This window comes from Solimonas fluminis (genome assembly GCF_002930645.1).
Taxonomy (GTDB): Bacteria; Pseudomonadota; Gammaproteobacteria; order Nevskiales; family Nevskiaceae; genus Solimonas_A; species Solimonas_A fluminis.
The window spans coordinates 500,109-525,078 of record NZ_PSNW01000002.1 but is presented as its reverse complement, the minus strand read 5'-3'; the positions used below and the strand labels follow the sequence as shown (position 1 = coordinate 525,078).

20 protein-coding genes are annotated in these 24,970 nt (G+C 70.7%); 13 read left to right on the top strand and 7 right to left on the bottom strand.

From position 1 onward, the window contains the following. Positions 1–170 precede the first annotated feature (170 nt). Positions 171–3,527, bottom strand: coding sequence for an EAL domain-containing protein (locus C3942_RS06245; RefSeq protein ID WP_104229494.1), 3,357 nt, complete (start codon positions 3,525–3,527; stop codon positions 171–173). A gap of 96 nt (positions 3,528–3,623) precedes the next feature. Here C3942_RS06245 and C3942_RS06240 point away from each other — a divergent pair, with 96 nt between their 5' ends. Then, positions 3,624–4,661: a synaptic vesicle VAT-1 family membrane protein gene (locus tag C3942_RS06240; protein WP_104229493.1), complete on the top strand. Its 1,038-nt coding sequence runs from the start codon at positions 3,624–3,626 to the stop codon at positions 4,659–4,661. Positions 4,662–4,707: 46 nt separating this feature from the next. Next, positions 4,708–5,253: a deoxycytidylate deaminase gene (locus tag C3942_RS06235; RefSeq protein ID WP_207765991.1), complete on the top strand. Its 546-nt coding sequence runs from the start codon at positions 4,708–4,710 to the stop codon at positions 5,251–5,253. A gap of 339 nt (positions 5,254–5,592) precedes the next feature. Here the strand turns inward: C3942_RS06235 and C3942_RS06230 are convergent, their stop codons facing one another. After that, positions 5,593–7,464 (bottom strand): CocE/NonD family hydrolase, encoded by a 1,872-nt coding sequence (locus tag C3942_RS06230; protein ID WP_104229492.1) that lies wholly within the window; start codon positions 7,462–7,464, stop codon positions 5,593–5,595. Between the two features lie 138 nt (positions 7,465–7,602). Further along, entirely contained in the window at positions 7,603–8,346 is a 744-nt protein-coding gene (locus tag C3942_RS06225) for a VIT domain-containing protein (RefSeq protein WP_104229491.1), read from the bottom strand. Positions 8,347–8,511: 165 nt separating this feature from the next. Between C3942_RS06225 and C3942_RS06220 the strand changes: the two genes are divergently transcribed. From C3942_RS06220 to C3942_RS06180, 9 genes are all read left to right on the top strand, one after another. Beyond that, positions 8,512–8,862, top strand: coding sequence for a hypothetical protein (locus C3942_RS06220; RefSeq protein ID WP_133164245.1), 351 nt, complete (start codon positions 8,512–8,514; stop codon positions 8,860–8,862). 68 nt (positions 8,863–8,930) lie between these two features. Then, positions 8,931–9,620: a response regulator transcription factor gene (locus C3942_RS06215; protein ID WP_104229489.1), complete on the top strand. Its 690-nt coding sequence runs from the start codon at positions 8,931–8,933 to the stop codon at positions 9,618–9,620. Then, positions 9,617–11,263, top strand: a complete 1,647-nt coding sequence (locus C3942_RS06210; RefSeq protein WP_104229488.1) for a sensor histidine kinase — start codon at positions 9,617–9,619, stop codon at positions 11,261–11,263. The genes C3942_RS06215 and C3942_RS06210 overlap by 4 nt, the downstream gene beginning before the upstream one ends. Positions 11,264–11,325: 62 nt before the next feature. Next, positions 11,326–12,615, top strand: coding sequence for a 16S rRNA (cytosine(967)-C(5))-methyltransferase RsmB (gene rsmB, locus C3942_RS06205; protein ID WP_104229487.1), 1,290 nt, complete (start codon positions 11,326–11,328; stop codon positions 12,613–12,615). Positions 12,616–12,676: 61 nt separating this feature from the next. After that, complete coding sequence (locus tag C3942_RS06200; RefSeq protein ID WP_104229486.1) at positions 12,677–14,080, top strand: hypothetical protein; 1,404 nt, start codon at positions 12,677–12,679, stop codon at positions 14,078–14,080. A 46-nt stretch (positions 14,081–14,126) separates the two neighbouring features. After that, a complete protein-coding gene (locus C3942_RS06195) occupies positions 14,127–14,606 on the top strand; it encodes a hypothetical protein (RefSeq protein ID WP_104229485.1) in 480 nt (159 codons plus the stop codon). 114 nt (positions 14,607–14,720) lie between these two features. Continuing rightward, positions 14,721–15,803 carry a hypothetical protein gene (locus tag C3942_RS06190; RefSeq protein WP_104229484.1) on the top strand — a complete coding sequence of 361 codons (1,083 nt, stop codon included), beginning with the start codon at positions 14,721–14,723 and terminating at the stop codon, positions 15,801–15,803. Between the two features lie 142 nt (positions 15,804–15,945). Further along, positions 15,946–16,728, top strand: coding sequence for an endonuclease/exonuclease/phosphatase family protein (locus tag C3942_RS06185; protein WP_104229483.1), 783 nt, complete (start codon positions 15,946–15,948; stop codon positions 16,726–16,728). Next, a complete protein-coding gene (locus tag C3942_RS06180) occupies positions 16,725–18,176 on the top strand; it encodes a phospholipase D-like domain-containing protein (RefSeq protein WP_104229482.1) in 1,452 nt (483 codons plus the stop codon). Before C3942_RS06185 ends, C3942_RS06180 begins: the two co-directional genes overlap by 4 nt. Positions 18,177–18,186: 10 nt before the next feature. Here the strand turns inward: C3942_RS06180 and C3942_RS06175 are convergent, their stop codons facing one another. Both C3942_RS06175 and C3942_RS06170 read right to left on the bottom strand, forming a co-directional pair. After that, a complete protein-coding gene (locus C3942_RS06175; protein WP_104229481.1) occupies positions 18,187–19,179 on the bottom strand; it encodes a GGDEF domain-containing protein in 993 nt (330 codons plus the stop codon). An 80-nt stretch (positions 19,180–19,259) separates the two neighbouring features. Continuing rightward, a complete protein-coding gene (locus C3942_RS06170; protein WP_104229480.1) occupies positions 19,260–20,156 on the bottom strand; it encodes a TIGR01777 family oxidoreductase in 897 nt (298 codons plus the stop codon). 108 nt (positions 20,157–20,264) lie between these two features. On the opposite strand from C3942_RS06170, the gene C3942_RS06165 reads away from it, so the two are divergent. Together C3942_RS06165 and rarD are read left to right on the top strand one after the other, a co-directional pair. Continuing rightward, entirely contained in the window at positions 20,265–21,746 is a 1,482-nt protein-coding gene (locus C3942_RS06165; protein ID WP_207765989.1) for an AAA family ATPase, read from the top strand. Then, entirely contained in the window at positions 21,716–22,630 is a 915-nt protein-coding gene (gene rarD / locus C3942_RS06160) for an EamA family transporter RarD (RefSeq protein WP_104229478.1), read from the top strand. The genes C3942_RS06165 and rarD overlap by 31 nt, the downstream gene beginning before the upstream one ends. A gap of 97 nt (positions 22,631–22,727) precedes the next feature. Here the strand turns inward: rarD and C3942_RS06155 are convergent, their stop codons facing one another. Together C3942_RS06155 and waaA are read right to left on the bottom strand one after the other, a co-directional pair. Next, a complete protein-coding gene (locus tag C3942_RS06155) occupies positions 22,728–23,693 on the bottom strand; it encodes a ligase-associated DNA damage response exonuclease (protein ID WP_104229477.1) in 966 nt (321 codons plus the stop codon). Positions 23,694–23,703: 10 nt separating this feature from the next. Continuing rightward, entirely contained in the window at positions 23,704–24,948 is a 1,245-nt protein-coding gene (gene waaA / locus C3942_RS06150) for a lipid IV(A) 3-deoxy-D-manno-octulosonic acid transferase (RefSeq protein WP_104229476.1), read from the bottom strand. Positions 24,949–24,970 lie beyond the last annotated feature (22 nt).

The following is a 24,970-nucleotide window of genomic DNA, read 5'->3' as shown; positions in this document are numbered from 1 at the left end:
TTCGCCACCCTTACCGCCCCCGCGATCCGTTGTGCCGCCGTCCATGGCGAGACAGAGGTGCTCTTTTCCACCCCCGGCCCGTGTTTGGCTTACTTCGGCATGACATCGAGTCATCCCTCAGCGAGGCCAAACACTCCATGTGCGGGGCGTTCGCCGGCGCGGAGTGCCATTCAAGGCACTCCGCGAAAACCCCGGCTCACCCCCCGCGATTCTTCCGGGCCTTGCGCCCCAAGCAGCAATTCCAGCTGCTGCGGCGCCATCGCCGCCCCCAGCAGGTTGCCCTGCACCAGGTCGCAGCGGTGCTCGCGCAGGAAGGCCAGCTGCTGCGGCGTCTCCACGCCCTCGGCGACCACCTGCAGGCCCAGCGTCCGCGCCAGGGCGATGATCGCCTTGCAGATCGCGGCGTCGTTGTCGTCCACGCTGATGTCCCGTACGAAGGTCTGGTCCACCTTGAGGCGGCTCAGCGGGAAGCGCTGCAGGTAGGCCAGCGAGGAATAGCCGGTGCCGAAGTCGTCCAGCGCGAGCTTCACGCCCATGCCGCGGATTTCCTGCAGGATGCCGGCCACGCGGGCGACGTCCTGCATCAGCACCGACTCGGTCACCTCCAGTTCCAGCCAGCGCGGCTCCAGCCCGCTGGACTGCAGCGCGCGCCCCACCTTGGCGACGATGTCGCGCCGGTAGAGCTGGAAGCCCGACAGGTTCACCGACACCGGCAAGGCCTTCAGGCCGCGCCGCTGCCATTCGCGGGCCTGCCGGCAGGCCTCGTTCAGCACCCAGTCGCCGATCTCCTCGATCAGGCCGCTTTCCTCGGCCACGCGGATGAACTGCCCGGCCAGCAGCAGGCCGCGCTGCGGATGCTGCCAGCGGATCAGCGCCTCCATCGCCAGGATCTCGCCGCTGGCCGCGTCGAACTGCGGCTGGTAGTGCAAGCGGAACTCGCCGTTCTTGAGCGCGCTGCGCAGGTCGTTCTCCACGCGCAGGAACTCGCGCACCCGGGCGTTCATGTCGGCGGTGAAGAACTGGAAGCTGTTGCGCCCGGAACTCTTGGCCACGTACATCGCGGCGTCGGCATTCTTCAGCAGGCTCTCGGCATCCTCGCCGTCGCCCGGATACATCGCGATGCCGATGCTGCAGGTCACGCTCAGCAGGTGCTGGTCGATGGTCAGCGGGCGCTCCACCGTGGCCAGCATCTTGGTGGCGACCTGGGAGACCTGGGCCGCGTCGTGGACCTGCGGCAGCACCACCACGAACTCGTCGCCGCCGTGCCGCGCCAGCGTATCGCCCGCGCGCACGCAGACGCCAAGGCGGCGCGACATTTCCTGCAGCAGCGTGTCACCCGTGCCGTGTCCCAGCGAGTCGTTGATGTTCTTGAAGCGGTCGATGTCGATGAACATCACCGCGAACGGCTGCCGGTTGGCGCGCGCCTCGGCCAGCACATCGCCGAGCCGGCTGGCGAGCATCGAGCGGTTGGGCAGGCCGGTGAGCGCGTCGCTCTGCGCCAGGTAGCGGATGCGTGCCTCGGCCTGCTTGCGCGCCTCGATGTCGGTGCAGACCACCACGTAGTGCTGCGGGCGCGAGTCCCCGCTGCGGATCGCGGAAACGGTGGAGTCGGCCCAGGCGTGGCGGCCGCCGGCGGCGCGGAAGCGCTTCTCGATGCGGTAGCTGTCGCGCCGGCCGGACTCCACCTCGCGGAACAGCTCCATCTCGCGCGGCGCGTCCTCCGGATGCGTCAGCGAGGGAAAATCCATGCTGCGCAGGGCTTCGGCCGAGTATCCGAGCTGGGCCTGGAACGCCGCGTTGCTCTGCAGGATGCGCCCGCGCGCGTTGGCGAAGGCGATGCCGGTGCTGGCGCTTTCGAAGATGCCGCGGAAACGCTCCTCGCTCTCGCGCAGGGCGGCCTCGCTGCGCTGGCGCTGCTCCACCTCGCCGGACAGCGCCCGGTTCTTCTGCTCCAGTTCGTCGGTGCGCTCGCCCACCAGTTGCTCGATGCGCGCCGCGCGCCCCGTCAGCACCAGCAGGAAACCGCCCAGCAGCCCGGAGAACAGGAACACGCCGGCCTGCGTGACCCAGGCCTGCAGCGAACGATGGGCCTGCAGGTAGGCATTGCCAGCCACCACCTGCAGGCTCCAGCGCGCCGGCCCGAAGGCCAGTTCGCCCTCATGGACCAGGCTGTTGGCGTCCCGCGACGGCAGCCGCCCGGCGCTGCCGTAGAGCAGTGCCCGCTCGGCTGCCGCGCCGCGATCCACCAGGGCCACCTCGACTCCCGGCGGCAGGCTGCCGCCCAGCACCTGCTCGATCAGGGTGTCGAACTGCAGCAGGGCGAAGACCAGGCCGTCGATGCGCCAGGAACCGTCGCGCTGCAGCCGGCCCAGCGGCGTCGCGGCCAGCACGCCGCCGCCGCCGCTGGCCACGGCGGCGGGCAGTGCCCGCGACACCGCCATCGCCCGCGAGGCCGTCAACTCGCCCAGCAGCGCCTGCTGGCCGACATCCGCGGCCAGGTCGTGGCCCAGCAGGGCCATGTTGCCGTCGCGCGGCATGATGTAGGTGACGGGGTAGCGCTCGCCGGACAGGCGCGGCGCCCAGCCCAGCGAGCGGATGCCCGGCGTGCCCAGCAGCTGTCCGCCGGCGAAGGCGATGAAATCCTCGGACGTCACCTCGCTGGAGGCCTGGTAGAAATCGCCAAGCGTGCGCACCGCCCGCTCGGCGCCCATCAGGCGCTCGGCCAAGCCCCGCTCCACCGTCTGGGCCTGCTCGCCGAAGGCGCTGCGGATGCGGCTGTTCTCGACCAGGTTGGTCTGCTGCACCACCAGGGCCCCCAGCAGCACCGACACCGCGACCGAGCCGACCACCGTCGGCAGGCGCCGCTGCCAGCTGCGGCGCCGCTCCAGCGCCCAGACCACCAGCAGCGGGGCGATCAGGAACACGCCCATGGCATCGCCCACCCACCAGGTGAAGCCGGTGAACAGCAGGTCGCCCGGCACGACCCGGCCGCTGAAGTACAGCGTGGCGGTACCGACGCTGGGCGCGATGACGCAGGCCAGCATGCCGCCCAGCAGCATGAAGGCCAGCACGTCGCGGCCGGAGTCGAGCATGGTCGGCCAGCCGACATGGCGCCGGATCAGGGTCGCGCCGCAGACGGCCTGCAGGCTGGAGCCGCTGGCGATGGACGCCGCGATCAGCACGCCCTGCAGGGTCAGGCTGCCGGCCACCTGGTAGCCGACCACGCAGTTCAGCAGCAGCGAGCCCAGCCAGACGCCGGGCCAGAGACCGCGCCCCCAGAGCAGCAGCAAGGCCAGCGAGATGCCGGAGGGCGGCCAGATGGCCGTGGCGTAGCCCGGCGGCTGCGCCAGCTGCAGGCCGAGCCAGCCGGTGGCCAGGTAGGACAGCGCCAGCGCCAGCAGGCGCCAGACGATGCCGGCCCAGGTGTCGGCAGGGCGCGCAAAACGCCGGCGCCAGTCGCCCGCCTCGTCGCCGCCGCGGCGGGCAGACGGTCCTTCGGCGGTTCCGGCCAGGTCCAGGATTCTCATCCTGCCAAGCTACGCCGATGCTCCTGGCCGGGCAGTAGATACTATGTACCCCGCGGCGCCGTTGCCGCCGCAATCGACACCGCCTGTCGCAAAGCCATGAAAGCCATCGTCATCGACCGCCCCGGCAGCTACGAGCGGCTGCAGCTGCGCGAGCGGCCGGACCCGCAGCCGCGGCCCGGAGAGCTGCGCATCGCCGTGCGCCATATCGGCGTCAACTACGCCGATTGCGTCATCCGCATGGGGCTCTACGAATCGGCCAAGCGCCTGGTGGGCTGGCCGATCACGCCGGGCTTCGAGGTGGCGGGGGAGGTCGAGTCCGTGGGCGAGGGCGTGCCGGGCTGGCAGGCCGGCGACCCGGTGCTGGCCCTGACCCTGTTCGGCGGCTACGCCAGCCGTCTCTGCGTGCCGGCCGCGCAGGCCTTCCGCATCCCGCCGGGCCTGGACAGCGCCCAGGCCGCCGCCCTGCCGACCATCTTCCTGACCGCCTGGTTCGCGCTGCACGAGCTGGCGCACCTGCGCCGCGGCGAGCGTGTGCTGGTGCATTCCGCTGCCGGCGGCGTCGGCAGCGCCGCGGTGCAGCTCGCCGCCCAGGCCGGCGCCGAGATCACCGCCGTGGTCGGCAGCGCCCACAAGCGCGAGTTGCCGCGGCGGCTGGGCGCACACCACGTCATCGTCAAGTCTGAACAGGCGTTGTGGGCGGAGGCGGAGCGCCTTGCCCCCGGCGGCTACGACGTGATCCTGGACCCGAACGGCGTCGAGACCCTGGGCGACAGCTATCGCCACCTGGCCCCGATGGGCCGCCTGGCGATCTACGGCTTCCACACCATGCTGCCGAAGAAGGGCGGGCGCCCGGACTGGCTCAAGCTGGCCTGGGACTGGCTGCGCACACCGCGCTTCGATCCGCTGAAGCTGACGGTGGAGAACCGCAGCGTGCTGGGCTTCAACCTCAGCTTCCTCAGCGAGCGCGCCGACCTGCTGCTGCCGGCGATGACCCGGATCCTGGCCGGCGTGGAAGCGGGAACGCTGCAGCCGCCGCCGCTGACCGTCTACCCCCTCTCGGCCGCCGCCGAGGCCCACCGCGCCCTGGAGTCCGGCCAGACCCAGGGCAAGCTGCTGCTGGCCCCCGACGCTTGAAATGACCGCCATGCCTGACACAAGCTGCCCGCCGGGGGAGACCACGATGAGCGAACTGCTGCCGGACACCGACACCTACTACATGGGCATCGCCTTCGCCGTGCGCGAAAAGGCGAACTGCACCGGCAACCGCGTGGGCGCCGTGATCGTGAAGGAGAACCGGGTCATCTCCACCGGCTACAACGGCGTGCCGGAAGGCATGCCCAACTGCCTCGACGGCGGCTGCCTGCGCTGCCGCAACCCCGGCGGCCAGTTCAGATCCGGCGTCGGCTACGACCTCTGCATCTGCGTGCATGCGGAGCAGAACGCGCTGCTGTCCGCCGCGCGCTTCGGCATCTCGGTGCAGGACGCCACGCTCTACACCACGATGCAGCCCTGCTTCGGCTGCGCCAAGGAGATGCTGCAGGCCAAGATCAAACAGGTGCTCTACGTGCACCCCTGGACGCCGAGCGATCCCGACCCCGAGATGGACCGGATGAAGAAGGCGGAGTACGACCGCATCGTGACGCGGCTGGGGGCCAAGCAACTGAAGATCGAGGATGCGCGGGCGGCATGGGCGGTGACGAGTTTGCGGAAGGCGCCCTTGTTGTAGTCGTTCATCCGTGAGCGCAGCGAATGCTGTTGATGGTCCGGGTTCCCTTCCACCGGGCAGGTTGCTCCGCCTCAGCGGGACCGCGGATGGAGGGGGTCCTTTCTCTTGGTTACTTCTCTTCGCCTGGAGGCGCCTCCAGGCGAAGAAGCAACTCGCCCTTGGGCGAAACGAACCATCAGGGAGCCACCACGCCCGAGCGGCCTCAGGGCCGCCGCCCCCAGCCAGGCGCGTGCCTCGATACACCGCTTCGCGGCACTCGGCATGAACGGTTTTGGGACCACGCGAAAAAAAGGCCGCGATCTCTCGCGGCCTTCTTGCTTCAATCCAAAGCAGCTTCGCTCAGCGCGGCGCCTCGATCGCCGCCACCGGCACCACCGGCAGCACGATGCTCGACGGATGCTCCGCATCGCTGCGGATCGTCATCACGCCCAGCAGCTGGTTGAGCAGGTCGCCCACCGGCGGCAGGCCGTGCGGGAAGTCGGCCGTGCTGATCGCGATGCGCAGGCTGTGGCCCTTCTTGATCACCGTGCTGGTCGGGAAGATCTCCACGCTGGCCAGCACCGGCTCGCCGGACTTCAGCGGCTGGCGCGACTCTTCGGTGTACGGGTGCCAGGGCTGGATCATCACGCCGCCGATCTTGCGCGAGCGCGACTCGTCCACCAGGCGCATCGAGGCGGTGAGGATGCCGTTGGTCAGTTCCGTGGAGCTGCCGTTGGGCGCCACCGAGGTGATGCGCGCGGCGATGCCCGCATCCGTCGCCAGGCTGGAGATCCACAGGTCGGCCTGGATCGGTCCGTTGATGTAGTAGTCCTGCTCCATCGGCTCGGTGGTGTAGGTCACCGCGCCGATCAGCGGCAGCTCGTTGAGGTTGTTGTTGCCCTGAAGGCAGGGCAACGGCACCAGGCCCAGCAGGCCGGCGGTCCATTGCGAGGTGCTCAGCGAGCAGAGGTTGAGCAGCGACACCACCGGCAGCGTGACGTTGCTGCCTTCGTCGGCGGCCGGCTGCTCCTGGGTCAGGCCGCGGTCGCCGCGCAGGTACCAGCGCTCGGCGCGGGCCTTGGGATGCGGCCAGTCGCCAGCGATGGAATAGCGCTCCTCGCCGGTGAGGTACTGCGTGACGTTGGGCACGCGCTCGGCGCCGGTGTTCAGGCCCTTGAGGTACTTGTCGAACCACATCAGCGCGATGTGGTTCAGGTCGGGCACGCCGTCCAGCGGCAGGCCGGCGCCGGTGGAGGCGCCCAGGTGCTGCCAGGGGCCGACCAGCAGCTTGGTGGTGGTGTTGCGCTTGATCACCTCGTACAGCATCGGCTCGCCGCGCTGGAAGATGTCGTTGAGGCCGCCGACGATGAAAGTGGGGATCTTCACGCGGTCCGCCACCTCGATCGGCGAGCGGGTGCGCCAGAAGTCGCTGTCGTAGTTGCGGCCGTCGGCGCCGGTGACGGCCTCGACGATGGTCGGCACCTGGAACTTCAGCACCGCATCCAGCGCGTGGTCCAGCGAGACCAGCAGCGTGGAGGGATCCGCCTCGGCCGGCAGCACGCCCAGGCCGGTGACCAGCAGCATCCACAGCGGGATGAAGCCGGCGTTGACCTGCCCGCCGGAGAACACGATGTCGCGGTAGGCGTCGCCCATCGGCACGATCGCGAACACCGTCTTGTGCGCCGGGTGCTGGTGGGCGGCGGTGAAGATCTGGGTGATGCCCATGAACGACGGACCCCAGGTGCCGACCTTGCCGTTGCTCCAGGGCTGCACGGCGACCCAGTCCATGATCTCCTTGTAGTCCAGCTGCTCGCGCTCGCTGAACGCCTCCCAGTCGCCCTCGGAGACGCCGGTGCCGCGCACGTCGACGGCGACGTGGGCGTAGCCGCGCTGCACGAAGAAGCTGTTGAAGGTGGGGAAGGCCGGGATCACGGTGGCCAGGCTCTTGTTGTAGCCGGTCTGGGTCAGGATCACCGGCAGCGGGAAGTCCACGACGTTGCCTTCGGCGTCGGTCGGCAGGGCCACCTTGACCGACAGCTTCACGCCGTCGCTCATCTCGACCTTCTGCTCCGGCATCTGCTGCATGCCGGCGTACTCCTCGGCACGCTCGTAGTCGAACCACTTGGCGCCGGCGCTGCCGGCGGCCTCGTCCACCGACTCGGAGGAACCGCCGCAGGCGGCCAGGGACAGGGCGACGGCGAGCGCAGACGCCCGCAGCAGGGACTTCATCATCGGGGGATTCCTCCGGACAGAACTTTTGTAACCACTAATGCCGCCATTATGGGGCGCGGCCCGGTCCGGTTCCATCCTCCGTCCACGGCAATCCGCCGTCGGGGCGGGGCCTACGATACGGGCCGCCCCCTACATCGCCTACAGGGCGAGGCCCTCCGGGTCCGCCGCCTCGGCCAGCTGGTAGCGCAGCACGAAGTCGCCCGGGGCGATGCTCCGGCCCGGCGCCAGGCCGATGTCCCAGGCCCAGGGCGAGCGGGGGCGGGCCCGCAGGGCATGGCTGCTGCTGACGCTGCGAACCGGCAGGCCGCCGTGCAGGGCCACCTTCAGCGACAGCCGTCCGGGGTCGACGGCCTCGCCGCCCCGGGCCAGGGGCAGCGCCAGTTCGTGCATGCCGCGGAAGGCCGGCACGGTCTGGCGGTAGCGCAGCACGATGCGCACCGGCTGGCCGGGGGGAAGCGCCGGCAGGCGCTGCACGAACTCCTGTCCGCCGGCATCCGCGGCGGTCTTGCGGACGAGCGGGGCGGCCTCGGGCAGCGCCGTCTCGGCACCCTCGCCGATGGCCAGGCGCATCTCCTGCACCGCGGCGTCGCGGTACAGCGGGAACCGGTAGCAGGCCTCCAGCGCCTGCCGGTGGGGGTTGAGAAAGACCTGCACGACCGTGATCTCGGCGCGGTCGCCCCGGATCTCGGCGCGGATCTCGGTCTTCAGGCTCGGCAGTTCACCGCCCTGCCCGGCGGTCAGCGTGCCGGCGATGGGCTGCGCGGCCTCGGCCGGGGCCAGCAGGACCGGCAGCAGGAACAGCGCGGCGACGAAGCCGAGGAACAGCAGGCTGCGGCGGCGCAATCCGGGTGAGGTGTGGATCGCGGTGGCGGCGTTGGACATGTCAGGCACTCCCTGTGGGGACGGAGTGCAGTGTCCGGCCCGCCGGTGCAAGGACCCGGCGGGCCCGGTGCAAAGCCCGAGGAAGATTGTGCAATTGCGGTGCAGTCCGGGTTTTCGCCGCGGCACCGACGCTAGGCTGCGCCGCAGTTCCCACCTCCGGCCGCCATGTCAGCCCAAAAACCGCCGCAACGATCCTGCCTCGGCCTCTGGCCGGCCTTCTGGCTGGTCTTCATGCTCGCCGGGCACGGCTACCTGGCCGCCACGCTGGCCCTGGTGTTCTGGGCCGACGACCTGGGCTGGGGCGCCGGCCTGCGCGGCATGTTCCTGGCGATGCTGCTGTCGCCCTCGCTGATCATCCTCGCGGCCCTGCCGGTGCTGCGCGCCCCCGACCGCGGCGAGGGCCGGCTCTGGCATGGATTGCTCAAGACCTGGACGGCGCTGAACGCCATCGCCTGGCTGCCCTTCGCACCGCTGGCCCTGCTGCTGCTCGCCGCCGCCCTGGGTCGCGGCGCGTGAGCCTGCTTGCCGCCACCCCCGCGCTTGCCGCTAGGATGCCTCCACCTTCACCGACGCCGCCCCCGAACATGCAGACCATCCTGGTCGTAGACGACGATCCCAACATCCGCGAGGTGGTCTGCTTCGCGCTGCAGAAGGCCGGCTTCCGCACCGTCACGGCCGACAACGGCGCGCAGGCCCTGCAACGCCATGCCGGCGAGCGTCCGGACCTGGTGGTGCTGGACATCACCATGCCCGAGCTGGACGGCACCGAGGTCTGCCGCCGCCTGCGCGCCGACCCCTCGCAAAGGCAGACGCCGATCATCTTCCTCAGCGCCCGCGACGACGAGGTGGACCGCATCATCGGCCTGGAGCTGGGCGGCGACGACTACATGGCCAAGCCCTTCTCGCCGCGCGAGCTGGTGGCCCGCGTGCGGGCCTGCCTGCGCCGCTACAGCGTCCCGGCCGAAGCCGCCCCGCAGCGCCTGCAGCATGGCCGCCTGAGCCTGGACCCCGAGCAGTACAAGGCCTGGTGGGACGACCGTGAGATCGTGCTGACGCTGACCGAATTCGGCATCCTGCGCACGCTGATGACACGCCCCGGCCGCGTCTGCACCCGCGACCTGCTGATGGGCGAGGCCTACGAGCTGCACAAGATCGTCAGCGACCGCACCATCGACAGCCACGTGCGGCGCGTGCGGGCGAAGCTGGAGGCGGTGGGAATCGATCCGATCGAAACGGTACACGGCATCGGCTACAAGCTCGGGCCCTGCACTTGAAGAAGTGGTTCCGCCTGCGGCTGCGCAGCATCCTGCTGCTCACCAACCTGGTGATCCTGGCGCTGCCGCTGGGCGGCATCATCTGGCTGCGGCTCTACGAGAGCGCGCTGATCCGCCAGACCGAGTCGGAGCTGATTGCCCAGGCCGCCTTCGTGGCCGCCAGCTATCGCGCTACCGCCGAGCGGCTCACCGCGCCGGACAGCGGCGATCCGATCGCCGCCAACCGCGCGCTGGAGGACTACGGCTACGTGCTGGTGGCCGCGCCGAAGGGGCGCGACCCCAATGAGCACTGGCGCCCGCGCGCGCCGGTACTGGACCTGGCCGAGGACCGCGTCCTGCCGACTGCACCGCCGCCGGAACCCGGCGCCGACAACGCCGATCCGCTGGCCTGGCGCATCGGGCAGGAGCTGAACCCGATCCTGCAGCAGGCCCAGCGCACGACGCTGGCCGGCATTGCCGTCGTCGACTACCGCGGCGTGGTCGTGGCCTCCACCCGCGACCGCGACGAGGATGATCTCGGCCTGTCGCTGACGAACCATGAGGAGGTGCGGCGCGCGCTGGGCGGCGAAGCGGTCAGCAGCCTGCGCGCACGGCGCAACGACCAGCCGGCACCGCCGCTGGATTCCATCAGCCGTGGCGCGCGGCTGCGCGTCTACGTGGCCGAGCCGATCCTGCGCGAAGGCCGCGTGCTGGGCGCGGTGCTGCTGGTGCGCACGCCCGCCAACCTGCGCCAGGCCATCGAGGGCAAGCGCCAGCCCCTGATCCTGGCGGGTCTCGCCCTGCTGGGCCTGGTGCTGGCGCTGACGCTGTTCAGCGCGCTGACCATCAGCCGGCCGGTGCGCCAGCTGGTGGAACAGGCACACCGCGCCGCGCGCGGCGAGACCGGCGCGGTGACGCCGCTGGCGCATCCGGGCACCCAGGAGATCGCCGAGCTGTCGGAAACCGTGGCCGCCATGGCACGCACCCTGGAACAGCGCGCGCAGTACATCCGCGACTTCGCCGCCCACGTTTCGCACGAATTCAAGACGCCGCTGACCGCGATCCAGGGCTCGGTAGAGCTGCTGCGCGAACATGGCGCGGACATGTCCGCCGCGGAGCGCACGCGCTTCCTCGACATCCTCAACCAGGACGCCCAGCGGCTGGAGAACCTGGTGCGCAAGCTGCTGGAACTGGCGCGCGCCGACGTGATGCGCGTGGGCGACGAATCCTGCGAGCTGGCGGCCGTGCTGGCCGGCGTCGCGCAGCGCCAGCAGGCGCTGGGCCTGCGGGTGCAGCCGCCCGCCCGCGAGGACTCGGTGACGGTCGCCATGGCCGCCGAGACGCTGGACTCCATCCTCGGCAACCTGCTGGACAATGCCCGCCACCACGGCGGCGCCGGCGTCAGCGCCCGCCTGGACTGGGCCGTGGACGGCGGCGCCGCGCCCTGCGCGGTCATCACCGTGGCCGACGACGGCCAGGGCATCTCCGCCGCCAATGCCGAGCGCATCTTCGAGCCCTTCTTCACTACCCGGCGCCAGAGCGGCAACACCGGCCTGGGCCTGGCCATCATCCGCTCCCTGCTGACCGCGCACGGTGGCGGGATCGAACTGGCGCCGGCGGAGCGGGGAGCCTGCTTCCGGGTACGGGTGCCGCTGAAGGGCTGACGCCGCGCCCGGCGGTGCGCCCTGGCGGAGAGCGCCAGGCCGAGCTGAGCGATAATGGCGGCATGAAGCCCTCCCGCAACAGCCGCGTGAACGCCGCGCGCATCGTCGCCCGCGTCATGCTCGGCCACTCCCTGGACGACTGCTACGCCAGCCTTCCCCCGGACCTCCCGGACCTGTCCTTCATGAAGGCCCTGGTCTACGGCGTGATCCGCGACCACCGCCTGCTCTCGGCCCTGCTGGACCGCCTGCTCGACAAGCCGCTGTCCCCCGATCCCCTGCTGCATGCCCTGCTGCTCTGCGGCCTGTACCAGCTGCGCTCGATGGACGTGGCCGATCACGCCGCGCTCAACGAGACCGTCTCGGCGGTCGAAGAGCTCAAGTTCGCGCCGGCGCGCGGCCTGGTCAACGCCGTGCTGCGCCGCTACCAGCGCGAGGGCAAGGCGCTGGAGGCCCAGTTGCCGGCCGATCCGGCGCTGCGCAACTCGCACCCGGACTGGCTCGCCGGCAAGCTCGAGGCCGACTGGCCGCGCGACTGGCAGCACTTGCTCGCCGCCAACAACCGGCAGGGCCCGATGACCCTGCGCATCAACCGGCGCGAGATGTCGCGTGAAACCTGGCTGGAGCGCGCCCGCGGCATCGGCATCGGCGCGCAGGCCCTCGACGACTGCCCGGACGCGGTGGTGCTGGACGAGGCCCGGCCGGTGGCCAAGATTCCCGGCTTCAATGCCGGCCACGTCTCGGTGCAGGATGCCTCGGCGCAGCTCGCCGTCGAGCTGATGGACCTGCGATACGGCCAGCGCGTGCTGGACGCCTGCGCCGCGCCCGGCGGCAAGACCGCGCACATGCTGGAGCGCCAGGCGCTGGAACTGACCGCGCTGGACAGCGACAGCCGCCGCCTGGTCCGCGTCGACGAGAACCTGCGTCGCCTGAAGCTGCGGGCGCAGCTCATCGCCGGCGACGCCGCCACGCCCGCCAAGTGGTGGGACCGCAAGCTCTACGACCGCATCCTGGTCGACGCCCCCTGCTCCGGTACCGGCGTGATCCGGCGCCACCCCGACATCAAGTGGCTGCGGCGCAAGACCGATATCCCCCAGCTGCAGCTGCAGCAGCTGCGCCTGCTCAAGTCGCTGTGGCCGCTGCTGGCGCCGGGCGGGCGCCTGGTCTACGCCACCTGCTCGATCCTGCGTGCCGAGGGCGACGAGGTGATGGGCCGCTTCCTGTCCCTGTCCGACGACCTGCAGGCGACCCGGATCGAGGCCGACTGGGGCGAGCCGACCGAGTTCGGCCGCCGGATCGCGCCGGGCGATACGCACGACGGCTTCTACTACGCGGTGCTCGTCAGAAACGTCTGACAGCCAGCCCCCTCCCGGCCTGCTATACCGCTGGCACCCGAGGCTTGGCGAGGGGAAGCTCATGGCGGACGGAAAGGGATTTTCCGGGGCGGCGCTGCGCGCGGCCCTGACCGGGATGGTCCTGCTGGCCGGCGGCGGCGCCATCGCCGCGCCGGGCGATCCGCTGGGACCGCCGAAGCGGCCCACGGCGGTCGCCGCCCATGCCCAGGAGGGCCTGCTGCTGGCGCGTGCCGCGACCGGCGCCCATGCCGCCGCCTGGTTCGACCACATCGACGACCTCTCGCAGCGCGCGCTCTGGGCGCGGGCCTATGCCGCCGACGGCAGTCCGCGCGGAGCCGCCTTCGAGGTCGATCCTGGACGGCAGGGACTGCAGCGAAGCCCGCGCCTGGCGACGGACGGCCAGGGCCGCTTCCTTGTCACCTGGATCGATGATTCGGGCCTGGTGGGCCGCCGCTTCGCCGACGACGGGGCGCCGATGGGCGACCGTTTCAGCATCGCCACGTTCGCCACCGGGCTGATCGACGACTACGGCTTGGCCATGGCGCCAGATGGCCGCTTCGTGGTGCTGACCCAGCGCCCGCTCACGCAAAGCGGTGCGATCCCCCTGGGCCTGTTCGGCTTCCTTCTGGAACTGCGGCCTTGCCTGCTGACCGTGCAGCGCTTCGACGCCGACGGCAGCCGCCGCGGGCTCGCCATCCCGGTCGCCACGAGGCTGGACTCCAGCCTCGACCTGCCGCTGGGCATTCCCACCACGCTGCCGCCCTCGGTCATCACGCGCCAGCAGACCAGTTCGGTCGATCTGGGCATCGCGGCAGACGGCGGCTTCGTGGTGACCTGGTCGGACTACGCCCAGGCGGGCGTCACTCCCGGCTACTACGGCAACGGCCCCGACTACGCGCCGCTGAAGGCCGAGATCCTGGCACGCCGCTACAGCGCCGCCGGCTTCGCCAAGGGTGCGCTGATCAGGGTGGACACGATCTCCGGGCTGCCCGGCCCCGGCCTGCGGCGCTGGGACAGCGCCCCCGTGATCGCCGCGGGACCGGGCGGCGACTTCCTGGTGGCCTGGAAGCGTCCGGACGAGCGGCTGATGGCGCGGCGCTACGATGCCGGCGGCGCGGCGCAGGCCGCCGCCGCGGAGGTTGCCGCGGGCGCCATCACGACGCCGGCCGAGATCGACGCCAGCCTGGCCGCCGACGGACGCGGCATCGTGACCTGGGCGCAGCGGGTCCCGCCCGGCCCGTCCTACCTCAACAGCAAGGTACTGGCACGGATGCTGAACCCGGATGCCAGCCCCGCCGGCGCCATCCTGTTCGCCGACAACGCCGACCCTTCCGCCGGTGAGTCGGACCCGCAGGCGGCTAGCGACGCACAGGGCAACTTCGTGCTGGGCTGGCAGGGCCTGCGCCAGACCGGCCCCGCGCAATACGAGGCAACGGTCTGGCTGCGGCGCTTCTCGGGCCTGTAGCCGGGCTGTCATCTCCTCGGTGGCCGCCGGGCGTAGACTCGGCGGCATGAGCGCGCTCGAGACCTGGGAGTTCCTCAGCTACGTGGTGACCGTGATCGGCCTGCCGCTGGCGATCTTCGTGTTCGTCTACGAGCAGCGCAAGGAACGCCGCAACGAGGAAGAGGAGATCTACCAGCAGCTCTCCGACGAGTACGCCGAATTCCTGCACCTGGTGCTGGAGCATTCCGACCTCCACCTGCTGCGCCGCCACGGGCCGCCGCCGGAGCTCAACGAGGAGCAGCAGGAGCGCAAGGGTGTGCTGTTCGACCTGCTGATCTCGCTGTTCGAGCGCGCCTACCTGCTCGTCTATGAGGACGACATGCCGCGCCAGGCGCGGCGCATGTGGCAAAGCTGGGAGGACTACATGCGCGAGTGGTGCCGCCGCGAGGACTTCCGCGCCGCGCTGCCGGAACTGCTGCGCGGCGAGGACGAGGATTTCTGCCGGCACATCCAGCGCATCGCCGAGGAAGAAAGCACCCCCCATTAGGGGTGTGCCATGCCCCCCATCAGGGGTGCGCTGCACGACGGCCCCAGCCTCTAGGCTTTGGCGCAACCGTTCCAGTCCGTGGACGGACGCCATCCAGACCCAGAGGGAATTGCCATGCGTACCACATCGATCCTGGCGGGCAGCCTCGCGCTGCTGGCCGCCGCCCTGAGCGGCGTCGCGGCCGCCGAGGAAACCGCCGCCGCTTCCGCCACCGTCTCCGCGCCCTCGGCGCTGGATCCCGACGCCTACTTCAAGGGACAGACCGGCGGCACCTTCGGCAAGAGCGTCACCAGCGTGCTGCTGCCCAAGACCAAGCGCGTGGCCGTGGCCGGCTTCCGCGTGGTGTTCATCAACTACAACACCGTCAGCGCCCAGGTCCGCGCCAGCTACCTGCCGGGCCGCGACACCAGCGGCGCCAAGGCCTCGATGAACGTCACCCTGGAGGGGGTCGACTCCGCCACCATGCAGGCGATCACCGACAAGGCCTATGCCGACTTCCTGGCGCAGCTCGCCGCCGCCGGCCGCGAGGTGGTGCCGGCTTCGGAACTGGCCAGCTTCCATGCCGAAGTGGAGCCCAGCGCGCAGCCCTACGAAAAGGAGGTTGCCGGCGCCAAGGGGATTGCCTTCGCGCCGAGCGGAACGCCGCTGTTCTTCACCTATGCCGACTTTGGCTGGACCGACAAGACGCCGTTCAACCAGAAGAGCTACCGCCTGCTGGCGCCGCTGTCGGAGAAGCTGCAGGCCATTGTCGTGGCGCCGCTGATCGTGGTGGATTTCGCCAACATGACCAGCAGCGGCAACCGCTCGGGCCTGATGGCGCGCGACGCCGAGGTCGGCGCCTCGCTGGCCATGTCGGTCAAGAGCTTCTACACGCCGATGATCCGCGCCGAGGAATCCAAGATGGGCATGACCTCCAAGGGCGAGGAAGCCAACGCCACGCTGCAGCAGGCCATCGTCAGCGACCTGGCCTTCGGAACCCTGGAGCAGATGGAGCAGACCGACAACGAGTCGACAAAGAAGATGTTCGACATGATCGGCGGCTTCATGGGCATGGCCAATGCCGGCGGAGCCGCGCGCAAGAAGTCCAGCAATTCGGCCAAGACCGACAGTGCCGCCTACAGCGCCGCCGCCCTGGACGCGCTGGGCCGCAGCACCGCGACCTTCGCGGCCTGGTTCCAGAAGTACCCCGCGCCGTAACGCCGAAGGGCTCTTCACCGCTTCATCCGAAGGGCGCCGCAAGGCGCCCTTCGGCTTTCCGGCGGCCCCGCCCGCCGGCTTGTCATCGCCGTTCGCCGCCTTGGTGTTACCCTCGGCCAAACCGTCCAGGTCCATGATCCGCATGACCGACACCGCCGCCCCGACGACCGACGCCGCTCCCTCGCTGCGCGTGCTGTCGCTCAACATCCAGGTGGGCATGCAGAGCCACGGCTATCATCACTACCTGACCAATGCCTGGAAGCATGTGCTGCCCTCGCGCGGCACCAGGGCGCAACTGGACCGCATCGCCCATCTCGCCAGCCAGTACGACGTGGTGGCGCTGCAGGAGGCCGATGCAGGCAGCCTGCGCACGCAATCGCTGAACCAGGTGGAGTATCTCGCCGCGCAGGGCGGCTTCCCGCACTGGCACGCGGCCGTGAACCGCGACCTGCGTCCCTTCGCGCAGCATGCACTCGGTTGCCTCTCGCGCGTGCCGCTCAAGGTCCTGCGCCACCATCCGCTGCCGGGCCGCTTGCGCGGCCGCGGCGCACTGGAGCTGGAGCTGCAGCCGCAGGGCTCGGCGCCGCTGCGGCTGATCGTCACGCACCTGGCGCTGACCCGCAGCACCCGCAGCCTGCAGCTGGAATACCTGGCGGAGATCATGCGCGCGCACCCGCGCAGCCTGCTGGTGGGCGACCTCAACTGCGAGCCGGCGGAGCTGGCGGCGCATGGCGTGCTGCAATCCTGCGGCCTGCGCAGCCTCCATGAGATGCCCACCTACCCGAGCTGGAAGCCCTCCCGCATCATCGACCACGTGCTGGCCGGCGACGGCCTGCGCATCAGCCGCGCGCACGTGCTCGCCGAGCGTCTTTCCGACCACCTGCCGGTGGTGACCGAAATCGCCCTGGACACCGCCGGCCCATGATCCACTGGCACCTGCTCGGCACCGCCGTCGCGCTGCTGCTGTCCCTGTTCGCCTGCGGCCACGCGCTGCTGCTGAAGCGCGATCCGCGCGCCGCCTGGGGCTGGATCATCGTCTGCCTGATGCTCCCTTACGGCGGCGCGCTGCTGTATTTCCTGTTCGGCATCAACCGCGTGGAGACGCGCGCCCACCGCCTGCGGCCGCCACGCCATACCCTCGGCCGCGGCGTCGGCCTGGATCATGAACGCGATGCACGCCACCGCCGCAGCCCCGGCCACGAGCGGCCCGCCGTCCCGTCCGCCTTCGAGCAGCTGGCCCGCACCGCCGACGTCATCACCCGCCGCCCGCTGCTGGACGGCAACCTGGTGGAGCCGCTGCACGATGGCGAACAGGCCTATCCGCGCATGCTGGAGGCGATCGCCGCGGCACGCCAGTCGGTGCTGCTGGCCAGCTATATATTCGACGTGGACAAGACCGGCGAGCAGTTCATCGCCGCGCTGGCGGACGCGCAGAAGCGCGGCTTGCAGGTCTGCGTGCTGGTGGACGGCTTCGCCGAATTGAGCCTGCGCCGCGGCTGTGCCAGCCGCCGGCTGCGCCAGCTGGGCGTGAACACCTTGCGCTTCCACCCACCCACGCTGCTGCCGCCCTCGCTGCACCTCAACCTGCGCAACCACCGCAAGCTGCTGATCGTCGACGGCGACCTGGCCTTTACCGGCGGCATGAACATCAGCCTGCGGCACATGGCCCACGATCCGGAAAACTCCAGGCCCGAGCATGACCTGCACTTCGAGCTGCGCGGCCCGGTGGTGCAGCAGCTGGCGGAGGTCTTCGGCCAGGACTGGCGCTACGCCGGCGGCGGCGACTGTCCCTGTCCCGCACTGCCACCACCGGAAGTGGAGGGCGGGGCGATCTGCCGCGTGATCACCGATGGCCCCAACGAAGACCTGGGGCAACTGACCCTGGTGCTGCTGTCGGCGCTGGCCTCCGCGCGCCGGCGCGTCCGCATCATCACGCCCTACTTCCTGCCGCCCCGCGAACTGGTGGCGGCCATGGAGGCCGCCGTGCTGCGCGGCGTGCACATCCAGATCCTGCTGCCGGAGAAATCCGACCAGGGCAAGATGCACCGCGCCATGCGCCACCAGCTGCCGCACCTGATCCTGCGCGGCATGCGCATCTACTACCAGCCGCCGCCCTTCGCGCACAGCAAGCTGCTGATCGTGGACGACGAGTACGTGCTGCTGGGTTCGGCCAATCTCGACCCGCGCAGCCTGCGCCTGAACTTCGAGCTGGTGGTGGAGGCCTACGACCGCCAATTCGCCGGGCGCATGAGCACGCACTTCAAGGAATTGCGTACGCGATCGCGGCTGCTGCACGCCAAGGCCCTGCAACGGCGGCCGCTGCCGTCGCGGCTCTACGACGCCTTCTGGTGGCTGTTCTCGCCGTACCTCTAGGGGCTGGAGGCTACTCGAACCAGGCGATCGCCCGGTTGCGGCCTTCGCGCTTGGCCTGGTAGAGCGCAGCGTCGGCGTGGCGCAGCAGTTCGGCGAGATCGCGCGTGGTCGGCAGCAGCGTGGAAATGCCGATGCTGACCGTGTAGCTGAGTTCCTGGCCCTGCAGCGGGATGCGCTGGGCCGCGATCAGCAGGCGCAGGCGCTGCGCCATCTCCAGTGCCGCCTGCTTGTTGGCACGCGGCAGCAGGATCGCGAATTCCTCGCCGCCGAGGCGGCCCAGCAGGTCGATCTTGCGCAGGTTGTTGCTGCAGGTGCGCGCCAGGCCGATGATGGCCGTGTCGCCCACCTCATGCCCATGGGTGTCGTTGATCTTCTTGAAATGGTCGATGTCGAGCATCGCCAGCGACAGCGGCTCGGCGAAGCGGCGCGCGCGCTCGATCTCCTGCTGCGCCGTCTCGTTGAAATGGCCGCGGTTGAAGACGCCGGTGAGCGGGTCGCGCGTGGCACGCAGGTACAGGCGTTCCTCGCGCTCCTTCTGCTCGCTGATGTCATGGAATACCTCGACGAAGCCCAGGATCTCGCCGGCGTCGTCGCGCACCGCATCCAGCGTGCTCAGGGCGTAGAACTCCTCGCCCCCCAGCCGCCGCCGCCGGTGCTCGTCGCGGCAATGGCGGTTGTTGGCGGCGAAGTCGAGGTTGCGCAAGGCCTGGCCTTCGCGCTGGGCCTGCTCGGCGAACAGCGCGCTGAAATGCTGTCCCAGCATCTCCCGCTCGCCGAACCCGGTGAGGTTCTCGGCGCCCTGGTTCCAGCTCTGGATGCGGCCCTCGCGGTCCATCAGGTAGATGCCGAAGGCGGTGACCGTGCGGACCATCTCGGCGTAGCCGCCGGGATCGGTGCGCAGCAGTGCCTCGTGGCGGCCCGGATCGAAATCCCCCGCCTCCGTGCGCGGTTCCCCGCGGGTCATCGGGTATACCTTGCCGGCCTTCCAGTTCATCACGTTCATGAGCCGATTCTAGGCCTCCCGGCGCCCGCGGCCTATCCTCCGGCGGACCCGCCGGGGGTAGGAAAGCACCGACTTCCCGGTCAGGTCTTGCCGAGGATCGCGGACAGGGCGCCCGGCAGTTCGGGATACTGGAAGCGGAACCCGCCGTCCAGCGCCCGTTGCGGAAAAACCCTCTGTCCGGTCAACAGGATATCGGCGATACCGCCGGCCATGGCCTTGAGCGCCAGGCCCGGCATCGGCAGCAGGGCCGGCCGGCCCACCGCCCGGCCCAGCTCGCGCGCGAAGTCGGCATTGGTCACCGGCTCGGGGGCGGTGCCGTTGTAGACGCCGCGGCAGCGCTCGTCCTCCAGCAGCCAGAGGATCATCGCGACCAGGTCCGCGCGATGGATCCAGGACATCCATTGTCGGCCGCTGCCCAGCCGGCCGCCGAGCCCCGCGCGGAACGGCGGCAGCATCCTGGCCAGGGGGCCGCCGTCGCGCTCCAGAACGATGCCGGTACGCAGCAGGCAGACGCGCAGCCCCAGCTTCTCCGCCTTGCGCGCCTCGGCCTCCCAGGCGCGGCACAGCAGCGACTGGAACTCGTCGTAGCCCCCCGAATTCGACTGCTCGTTGAGCACCTCGTCGCCGCGGGCCCCGTACCAGCCGATGGCCGAGCCCGACACCATCACCCGCGGCAGATCCCCGGCCGAGCGCAGGTGATCGACCATGCGCCGCGTGGTCTGCACGCGGCTGTCGATGAACAGTTGCCGCCGCTCCTCGGTCCAGCGATGCTCCGCCAGGCTCTCGCCGGCCAGGTTGACCACGGCATCGAAGCCGCCGATGCCGTCCATCTTCATCGCGATGCGCGTGCCGAACGGCAGTTCGCGCGCCTTGCCGCCGTTGCGGGTCAGCACCGTCACCTCGTACTCGCGCTCCAGCAGCGCCTCGCAAAGCGCCTTGCCGATGAAGCCGGTACCGCCGGTGACCAGCACGTGCATGAAAGACCCTCTGGAAGAATGGCGCGTACGTTAACGCGGCCCGCGCCATGGCGCATCTACCCCCGCTCCGGCACACTGCGCGCCGTCTCGCCCCAGCCGGATGCCCGCGTGAACGACTTCCACGACCTCAGCCTGCTGCTGCGCTCGCGCTTCCCGATCATCACGGTCGATACGCACGAGGAGTCGCGCCTGCTCGAACTGCTGGCCCGCGCCTGCAACCTGGAGCAGTGGCCGCTGTACCGCTGGAACATCGCCGACGGCCTGCGCGCCCACGCCGGCACCACGCCCGACCCGCACACGGAGGGCGCCGAGACCCGCGAGCTGGAGACGACCCTGCGCCTGATCGAGCGCTCGATGTCGGTGGGCGTCTACGCGCTGATGGATGCCCACGCCCTCCTGCAGTCGCCGGCCTGCCTGCGGCTGGTCAAGCAGATAGCGCTGGACCACGAACGGCGCGCGCGCACGCTGGTGTTCGTGGGACATGGCGTGGAGCTGCCGGAGGAATTGCGCCGGCTCAGCGCGCGCCTGTCGCTGAGCCTGCCGGACCTGGAGCGGCTCAAGGCCATCCTGCGCGAGGAGGTCGCCGCCTGGGAGCGCGGCCCCCGGCTGGCCAAGCTGCGCGGCGAGGCCGCCGCGGTCCATCAACTGCTGCAGCAGCTGGTGGGTTGCGCCGAACCCGAGGCGCGCCGCCGCATCCGCCACGCGATCCGCGACGACGGCATGCTCACCCGCGAGGACGTGCACCGCCTGCTGCAGGCCCGGCACGAAACCCTGGGCCAGGCCGGCGCCCTGAGCCTGGAACTGGACGCCGCCTCCCTGGACGAGGTCGCCGGGCTGTCCAATCTGAAGCACTGGCTGGAGCGCCGCCGCCCGGTCTTCCAGGACCCCGCCTCCAGGCTCGACCCCCCACGCGGCGTGCTGCTACTGGGCGTGCAGGGCTCCGGCAAGAGCCTGGCCTGCAAGGCCATCGCCGGCGCCTGGGGCCTGCCGCTGCTGCGCTTCGACATGGGCGCGCTGTTCAGCAAATGGATCGGCGAGACCGAGAAGAACCTTCGCGACGCGCTGAAATCCGCCGAGGCCCTGGCGCCCTGCGTGCTGTGGCTGGACGAGATCGAGAAGGCCCTGGCGCCCGACGGCGAGGACCAGGGCGTGGGCCGCCGCGTGCTCGGCACCCTGCTGACCTGGATGAGCGAGCGCCGCGCCCGCGTGTTCGTCGCCGCCACCGCCAACGACATCTCGGCCCTGCCGCCGGAACTGCTGCGCAAGGGCCGCTTCGACGAAATCTTCTTCGTGGACCTGCCCGATGCCGCGGCGCGTGCCGCGATCTTCCGCATCCATCTCAAGCGCCGCGAACTGGACCCCGCGCGCTTCGGCCTGGAGGCTCTGGCCCAGGCCGCAGAGGGCTTTTCCGGCGCCGAGATCGAGCAGGCCGTGGTCGGCGCGCTGTACGAGGCCGCCGCCCTCCAGCGTCCGCTGGACGACGCCCTGCTCAGCGCCGAACTGGAGCGCACGCGGCCGCTGTCGGTGGTGATGGCCGAGCGCATCGAATCGCTGCGCGCATGGGCGCGCGAGCGCACGGTGCCGGCTTGAGCGCCGACGAAACGCGCAAGGGCCTGGCCGCCGCGCTGGGCGCCTACTTCATCTGGGGCCTGTTCCCGCTCTACTGGAAGATGCTGGCCGCGGTGCCCGCCGTGCAGACCATGGCGCACCGCACCGTCTGGTGCGCCCTGCTGGTGACGCTGTGGCTGGGCCTGCGCGAGGGCTTCGGCTGGCTTCGCACGCTGTCGCGCTGCGCCGTGGGCATGCTGCTGATCAGCGCCCTGCTGATCGCCTGCAACTGGTGGCTCTACATCTGGGCCGTCACCGCCGGCCACATCGTCGAGACCAGCCTCGGCTACTTCATCAATCCGCTGCTGAGCGTGCTGCTGGGCGTCTTCGTGCTGCGCGAGCGCCTGCGCCCGCTGCAATGGCTGGCCGTGGGCATCGCTGCCGTCGGCGTGGTCTACATGACCGCGCAGGCCGGGCGCCTGCCCTGGATCGCCCTGGCCATCGCCGCGAGCTTCGGCGGCTACGGCCTGTGGCGCAAGCTGATGCCGGTGCCCGCCGTACAGGGCCTGGCCGTGGAGAGCGGCCTGCTGTTCCTGCCCGCGCTGGCCGCGCTGCTGTGGTGGGAGCACCAGGGCACGGGAGCTTTCGGCCACCAGGGCCTGCAGACCGACGGGCTGCTGGCCTTCGGCGGCTTCGTCACGGCGCTGCCGCTGGTGTGGTTCGCCTACGGCGCGCGCCGCATCCCGCTGTCGCTGGTGGGCCTGCTGCAGTACCTCACGCCGACGCTGCAGCTGCTCTGCGGCGTGCTGGTGTTCCATGAGCCGTTCCTGGAGGTGCACTGGATCGGCTTCGGGTTCATCTGGAGCGCGCTGGTGATCTATGCGGGCGAGGGTGTTTGGCGAATGCGGAACAGCCCGTCACGCTGAAGCAGGAATTCGCAATCCATCAACCGCAGGGTGGGAAAGCGCAGCGCATCCCGTCTCCTGCGCGTCATGAACGGTTCGCGTCTTCCCCGGCAGCGATTCAATACCCCGGTGCCGCCCCCGGCAACGCCGCCGCATCGATGCCTTGCTCCCGCAGGTGCGCCACCAGCGTCTCGGTATGCCCGTGCATCGCCAGCACGCGCCTGGCGCCGCTCTGCCCGATGCTCAGCAGCAGGCCGTCCCAGTCGGCATGGTCGGACAGGATGAAGCCGCGGTCGTAGGCCTCGCGCCGCAGGTCCTTCTGCATCCAGCCCGAGGCGAAACCGCAGCGATACGGCCGGAAGCGCTTCATCCAGGGCGTGCCCCGCGCCGCCGGCGGCGCCAGGATCAGCTCGCCGGCGAAATCCTTCGTGCGCGGCGGCGCCACGGCGGATTCGGTCGGCAGCATCCTCACGCCGGCCTTGCGGTAGACCTCCACCAGCGGCGTCATCGCGCCATGCAGCCAGACCTTGCGGCCGGTATAGCGCGTCAGCTCCGCCAGGATGCGCTGCGCCTTGCCCAAGGCATAGGAGAACAGCACCGAGGCCTGCCCTTCGGCGGCGTTCTGCTCCCACCACTGGTGAATCTCGCGGGCAGTCTCGCTGGCCGCCGGCCAGCGATACTCCGGCAGGCCGAAGGTGGCCTCGGTGACGAAGACGTCGCAGGGCACCGGCTCGAAGGGCGTGCAGGTAGGATCGTCGTCGCGCTTGTAGTCGCCGGAGATCACCCAGACCTGCCCCTCGGCCTCGATGCGCACCTGCGCCGACCCCAGCACATGGCCGGCGGGATGCAGCGAGACGCGTGCCGCACCGATCTGCGCGGGCTGCCCCCAGTCCAGGGCGTTGATCCAGGTCTTCTGGCCGACCCGCACGCGCAGCAGGGCCTCGCCTTCGCGGCTGGACCAGTACTGCATGGAGCCCTTGCGCGCATGGTCGCCATGGGCATGCGTGATCACGGCCCGCGCCACCGGCTTCGCGGGGTCGATGTAGAAGTCGCCGGCCGGGCAGTACAGGCCCGAGGGGCGCATCACCACCAGCTCAGACACGGTCGAGCAGGACCAGCAGCTTCTGCAGCGCACCGCGATTGGCGACCACGGCACGGCGGCCGGCGTCGCCCATGGCGTTGCGCCGCGCCGGGTCCTGCAGCAGCCGCAGCAGTGCCGCGGCGAGTTGCGCGGCATCCGCCACCTGCTCGCCCGCATGCTCTCCCAGCAGCAGGTCGCGCGCGGCGATGAAGTTGTGCATCTGCGGCCCGAACAGCACCGGCAGGCCCAGGGCCGCCGGCTCCAGCACGTTGTGCCCGCCCACCGGCACCAGGCTGCCGCCGACGAAGGCGACCTGCGCCGCGGCGAAGTAGGCGAACATCTCGCCCATGCTGTCGCCCAGCAACACGTCCGCCGACAGCGCCTCGCCGCCCCAGGTCCGGCGCCGCGCGCAGGAGAAGTCCCGCGTCACCAGCTTGGCGATGCCGTCGAAACGCTGCGGGTGTCGCGGCACCAGGATCAGCGCGGCGTCCGGCAGGCTCTTGCGCAGTTCGCGATGCGCCGCGAGGGCGGCTTCCTCCTCGCCTTCGTGCGTGCTCGCGGCGATCCAGACCGGGCGCTGTCCCAGCGCGTCGCGCAGGCTGCGCCCCAGTTCCAGCTGCGCCTCCGGCACGGCCAGGTCGAACTTGATGTTGCCCATGGTGCTCACGCGCGGCGCGCCCAGCGCGCGGAAGCGCGCGGCGTCCGCCTCGCTCTGCGCCGCCACCTCGCTGCAGTCCGCCAGCACGGAGGCGGTGAACCCGCGCACGCGGCCGTAGCCGCGGAAGGAGCGCGGCGACAGGCGCGCATTGGCCACCAGCAGCGGCACGCCGCGCCGCGCCAGCGTACGGAACAGGTTGGGCCAGAGCTCGGTTTCCATCACCACGACGCGGCGCGGGCGCATCCGCGCGACATAGCGGGCCACCACGCCGGGCAGGTCGTAGGGCAGGTAGGTATGCAGCACCTGGGCCCCCAGGGCCTCGCGCACGCGCTGCGAGCCGGTGGGCGTCATGGTGGTGACCAGCACGCGGCCCTCGCCGTGGCGCGCGACCAGCGCGCGGATCAGGGGCAGGGCGGCCAGCGACTCGCCCACCGACACGGCGTGCACCCAGACCTCCACCGGCTGCGCCGGCGCCGGCACGAAGCCGAAGCGCTCGCCCCAGCGGCGACGGTAGTCGGGCAGTTCGAAACCCTTCCACCACAGGCGCAGCAGCACCAGGGGCGTCAGCAGGTACAGCAGGCAGGAATAGAGCAGTCGCATCCCGGGAAGCGTAACCAGCGGC

Excerpts from the sequence above, each read along its gene's own strand:
- C3942_RS06185 (WP_104229483.1), top strand. The coding sequence starts at position 15,946 with ATGACCGACACCGCCGCCCCGACGACCGACGCCGCTCCCTCGCTGCGC.
- rarD (WP_104229478.1), top strand. The coding sequence starts at position 21,716 with ATGGGCGCGCGAGCGCACGGTGCCGGCTTGAGCGCCGACGAAACGCGC.
- C3942_RS06220 (WP_133164245.1), top strand. The coding sequence starts at position 8,512 with ATGTCAGCCCAAAAACCGCCGCAACGATCCTGCCTCGGCCTCTGGCCG.
- C3942_RS06215 (WP_104229489.1), top strand. The coding sequence starts at position 8,931 with ATGCAGACCATCCTGGTCGTAGACGACGATCCCAACATCCGCGAGGTG.
- C3942_RS06190 (WP_104229484.1), top strand. The coding sequence starts at position 14,721 with ATGCGTACCACATCGATCCTGGCGGGCAGCCTCGCGCTGCTGGCCGCC.
- C3942_RS06155 (WP_104229477.1), bottom strand. The coding sequence starts at position 23,693 with ATGCGCCCCTCGGGCCTGTACTGCCCGGCCGGCGACTTCTACATCGAC.
- C3942_RS06175 (WP_104229481.1), bottom strand. The coding sequence starts at position 19,179 with ATGAACGTGATGAACTGGAAGGCCGGCAAGGTATACCCGATGACCCGC.
- C3942_RS06245 (WP_104229494.1), bottom strand. The coding sequence starts at position 3,527 with ATGAGAATCCTGGACCTGGCCGGAACCGCCGAAGGACCGTCTGCCCGC.
- rsmB (WP_104229487.1), top strand. The coding sequence starts at position 11,326 with ATGAAGCCCTCCCGCAACAGCCGCGTGAACGCCGCGCGCATCGTCGCC.
- C3942_RS06200 (WP_104229486.1), top strand. The coding sequence starts at position 12,677 with ATGGCGGACGGAAAGGGATTTTCCGGGGCGGCGCTGCGCGCGGCCCTG.
- C3942_RS06170 (WP_104229480.1), bottom strand. The coding sequence starts at position 20,156 with ATGCACGTGCTGGTCACCGGCGGTACCGGCTTCATCGGCAAGGCGCTT.
- C3942_RS06180 (WP_104229482.1), top strand. The coding sequence starts at position 16,725 with ATGATCCACTGGCACCTGCTCGGCACCGCCGTCGCGCTGCTGCTGTCC.
- C3942_RS06195 (WP_104229485.1), top strand. The coding sequence starts at position 14,127 with ATGAGCGCGCTCGAGACCTGGGAGTTCCTCAGCTACGTGGTGACCGTG.
- waaA (WP_104229476.1), bottom strand. The coding sequence starts at position 24,948 with ATGCGACTGCTCTATTCCTGCCTGCTGTACCTGCTGACGCCCCTGGTG.
- C3942_RS06240 (WP_104229493.1), top strand. The coding sequence starts at position 3,624 with ATGAAAGCCATCGTCATCGACCGCCCCGGCAGCTACGAGCGGCTGCAG.
- C3942_RS06230 (WP_104229492.1), bottom strand. The coding sequence starts at position 7,464 with ATGATGAAGTCCCTGCTGCGGGCGTCTGCGCTCGCCGTCGCCCTGTCC.
- C3942_RS06225 (WP_104229491.1), bottom strand. The coding sequence starts at position 8,346 with ATGTCCAACGCCGCCACCGCGATCCACACCTCACCCGGATTGCGCCGC.
- C3942_RS06235 (WP_207765991.1), top strand. The coding sequence starts at position 4,708 with ATGAGCGAACTGCTGCCGGACACCGACACCTACTACATGGGCATCGCC.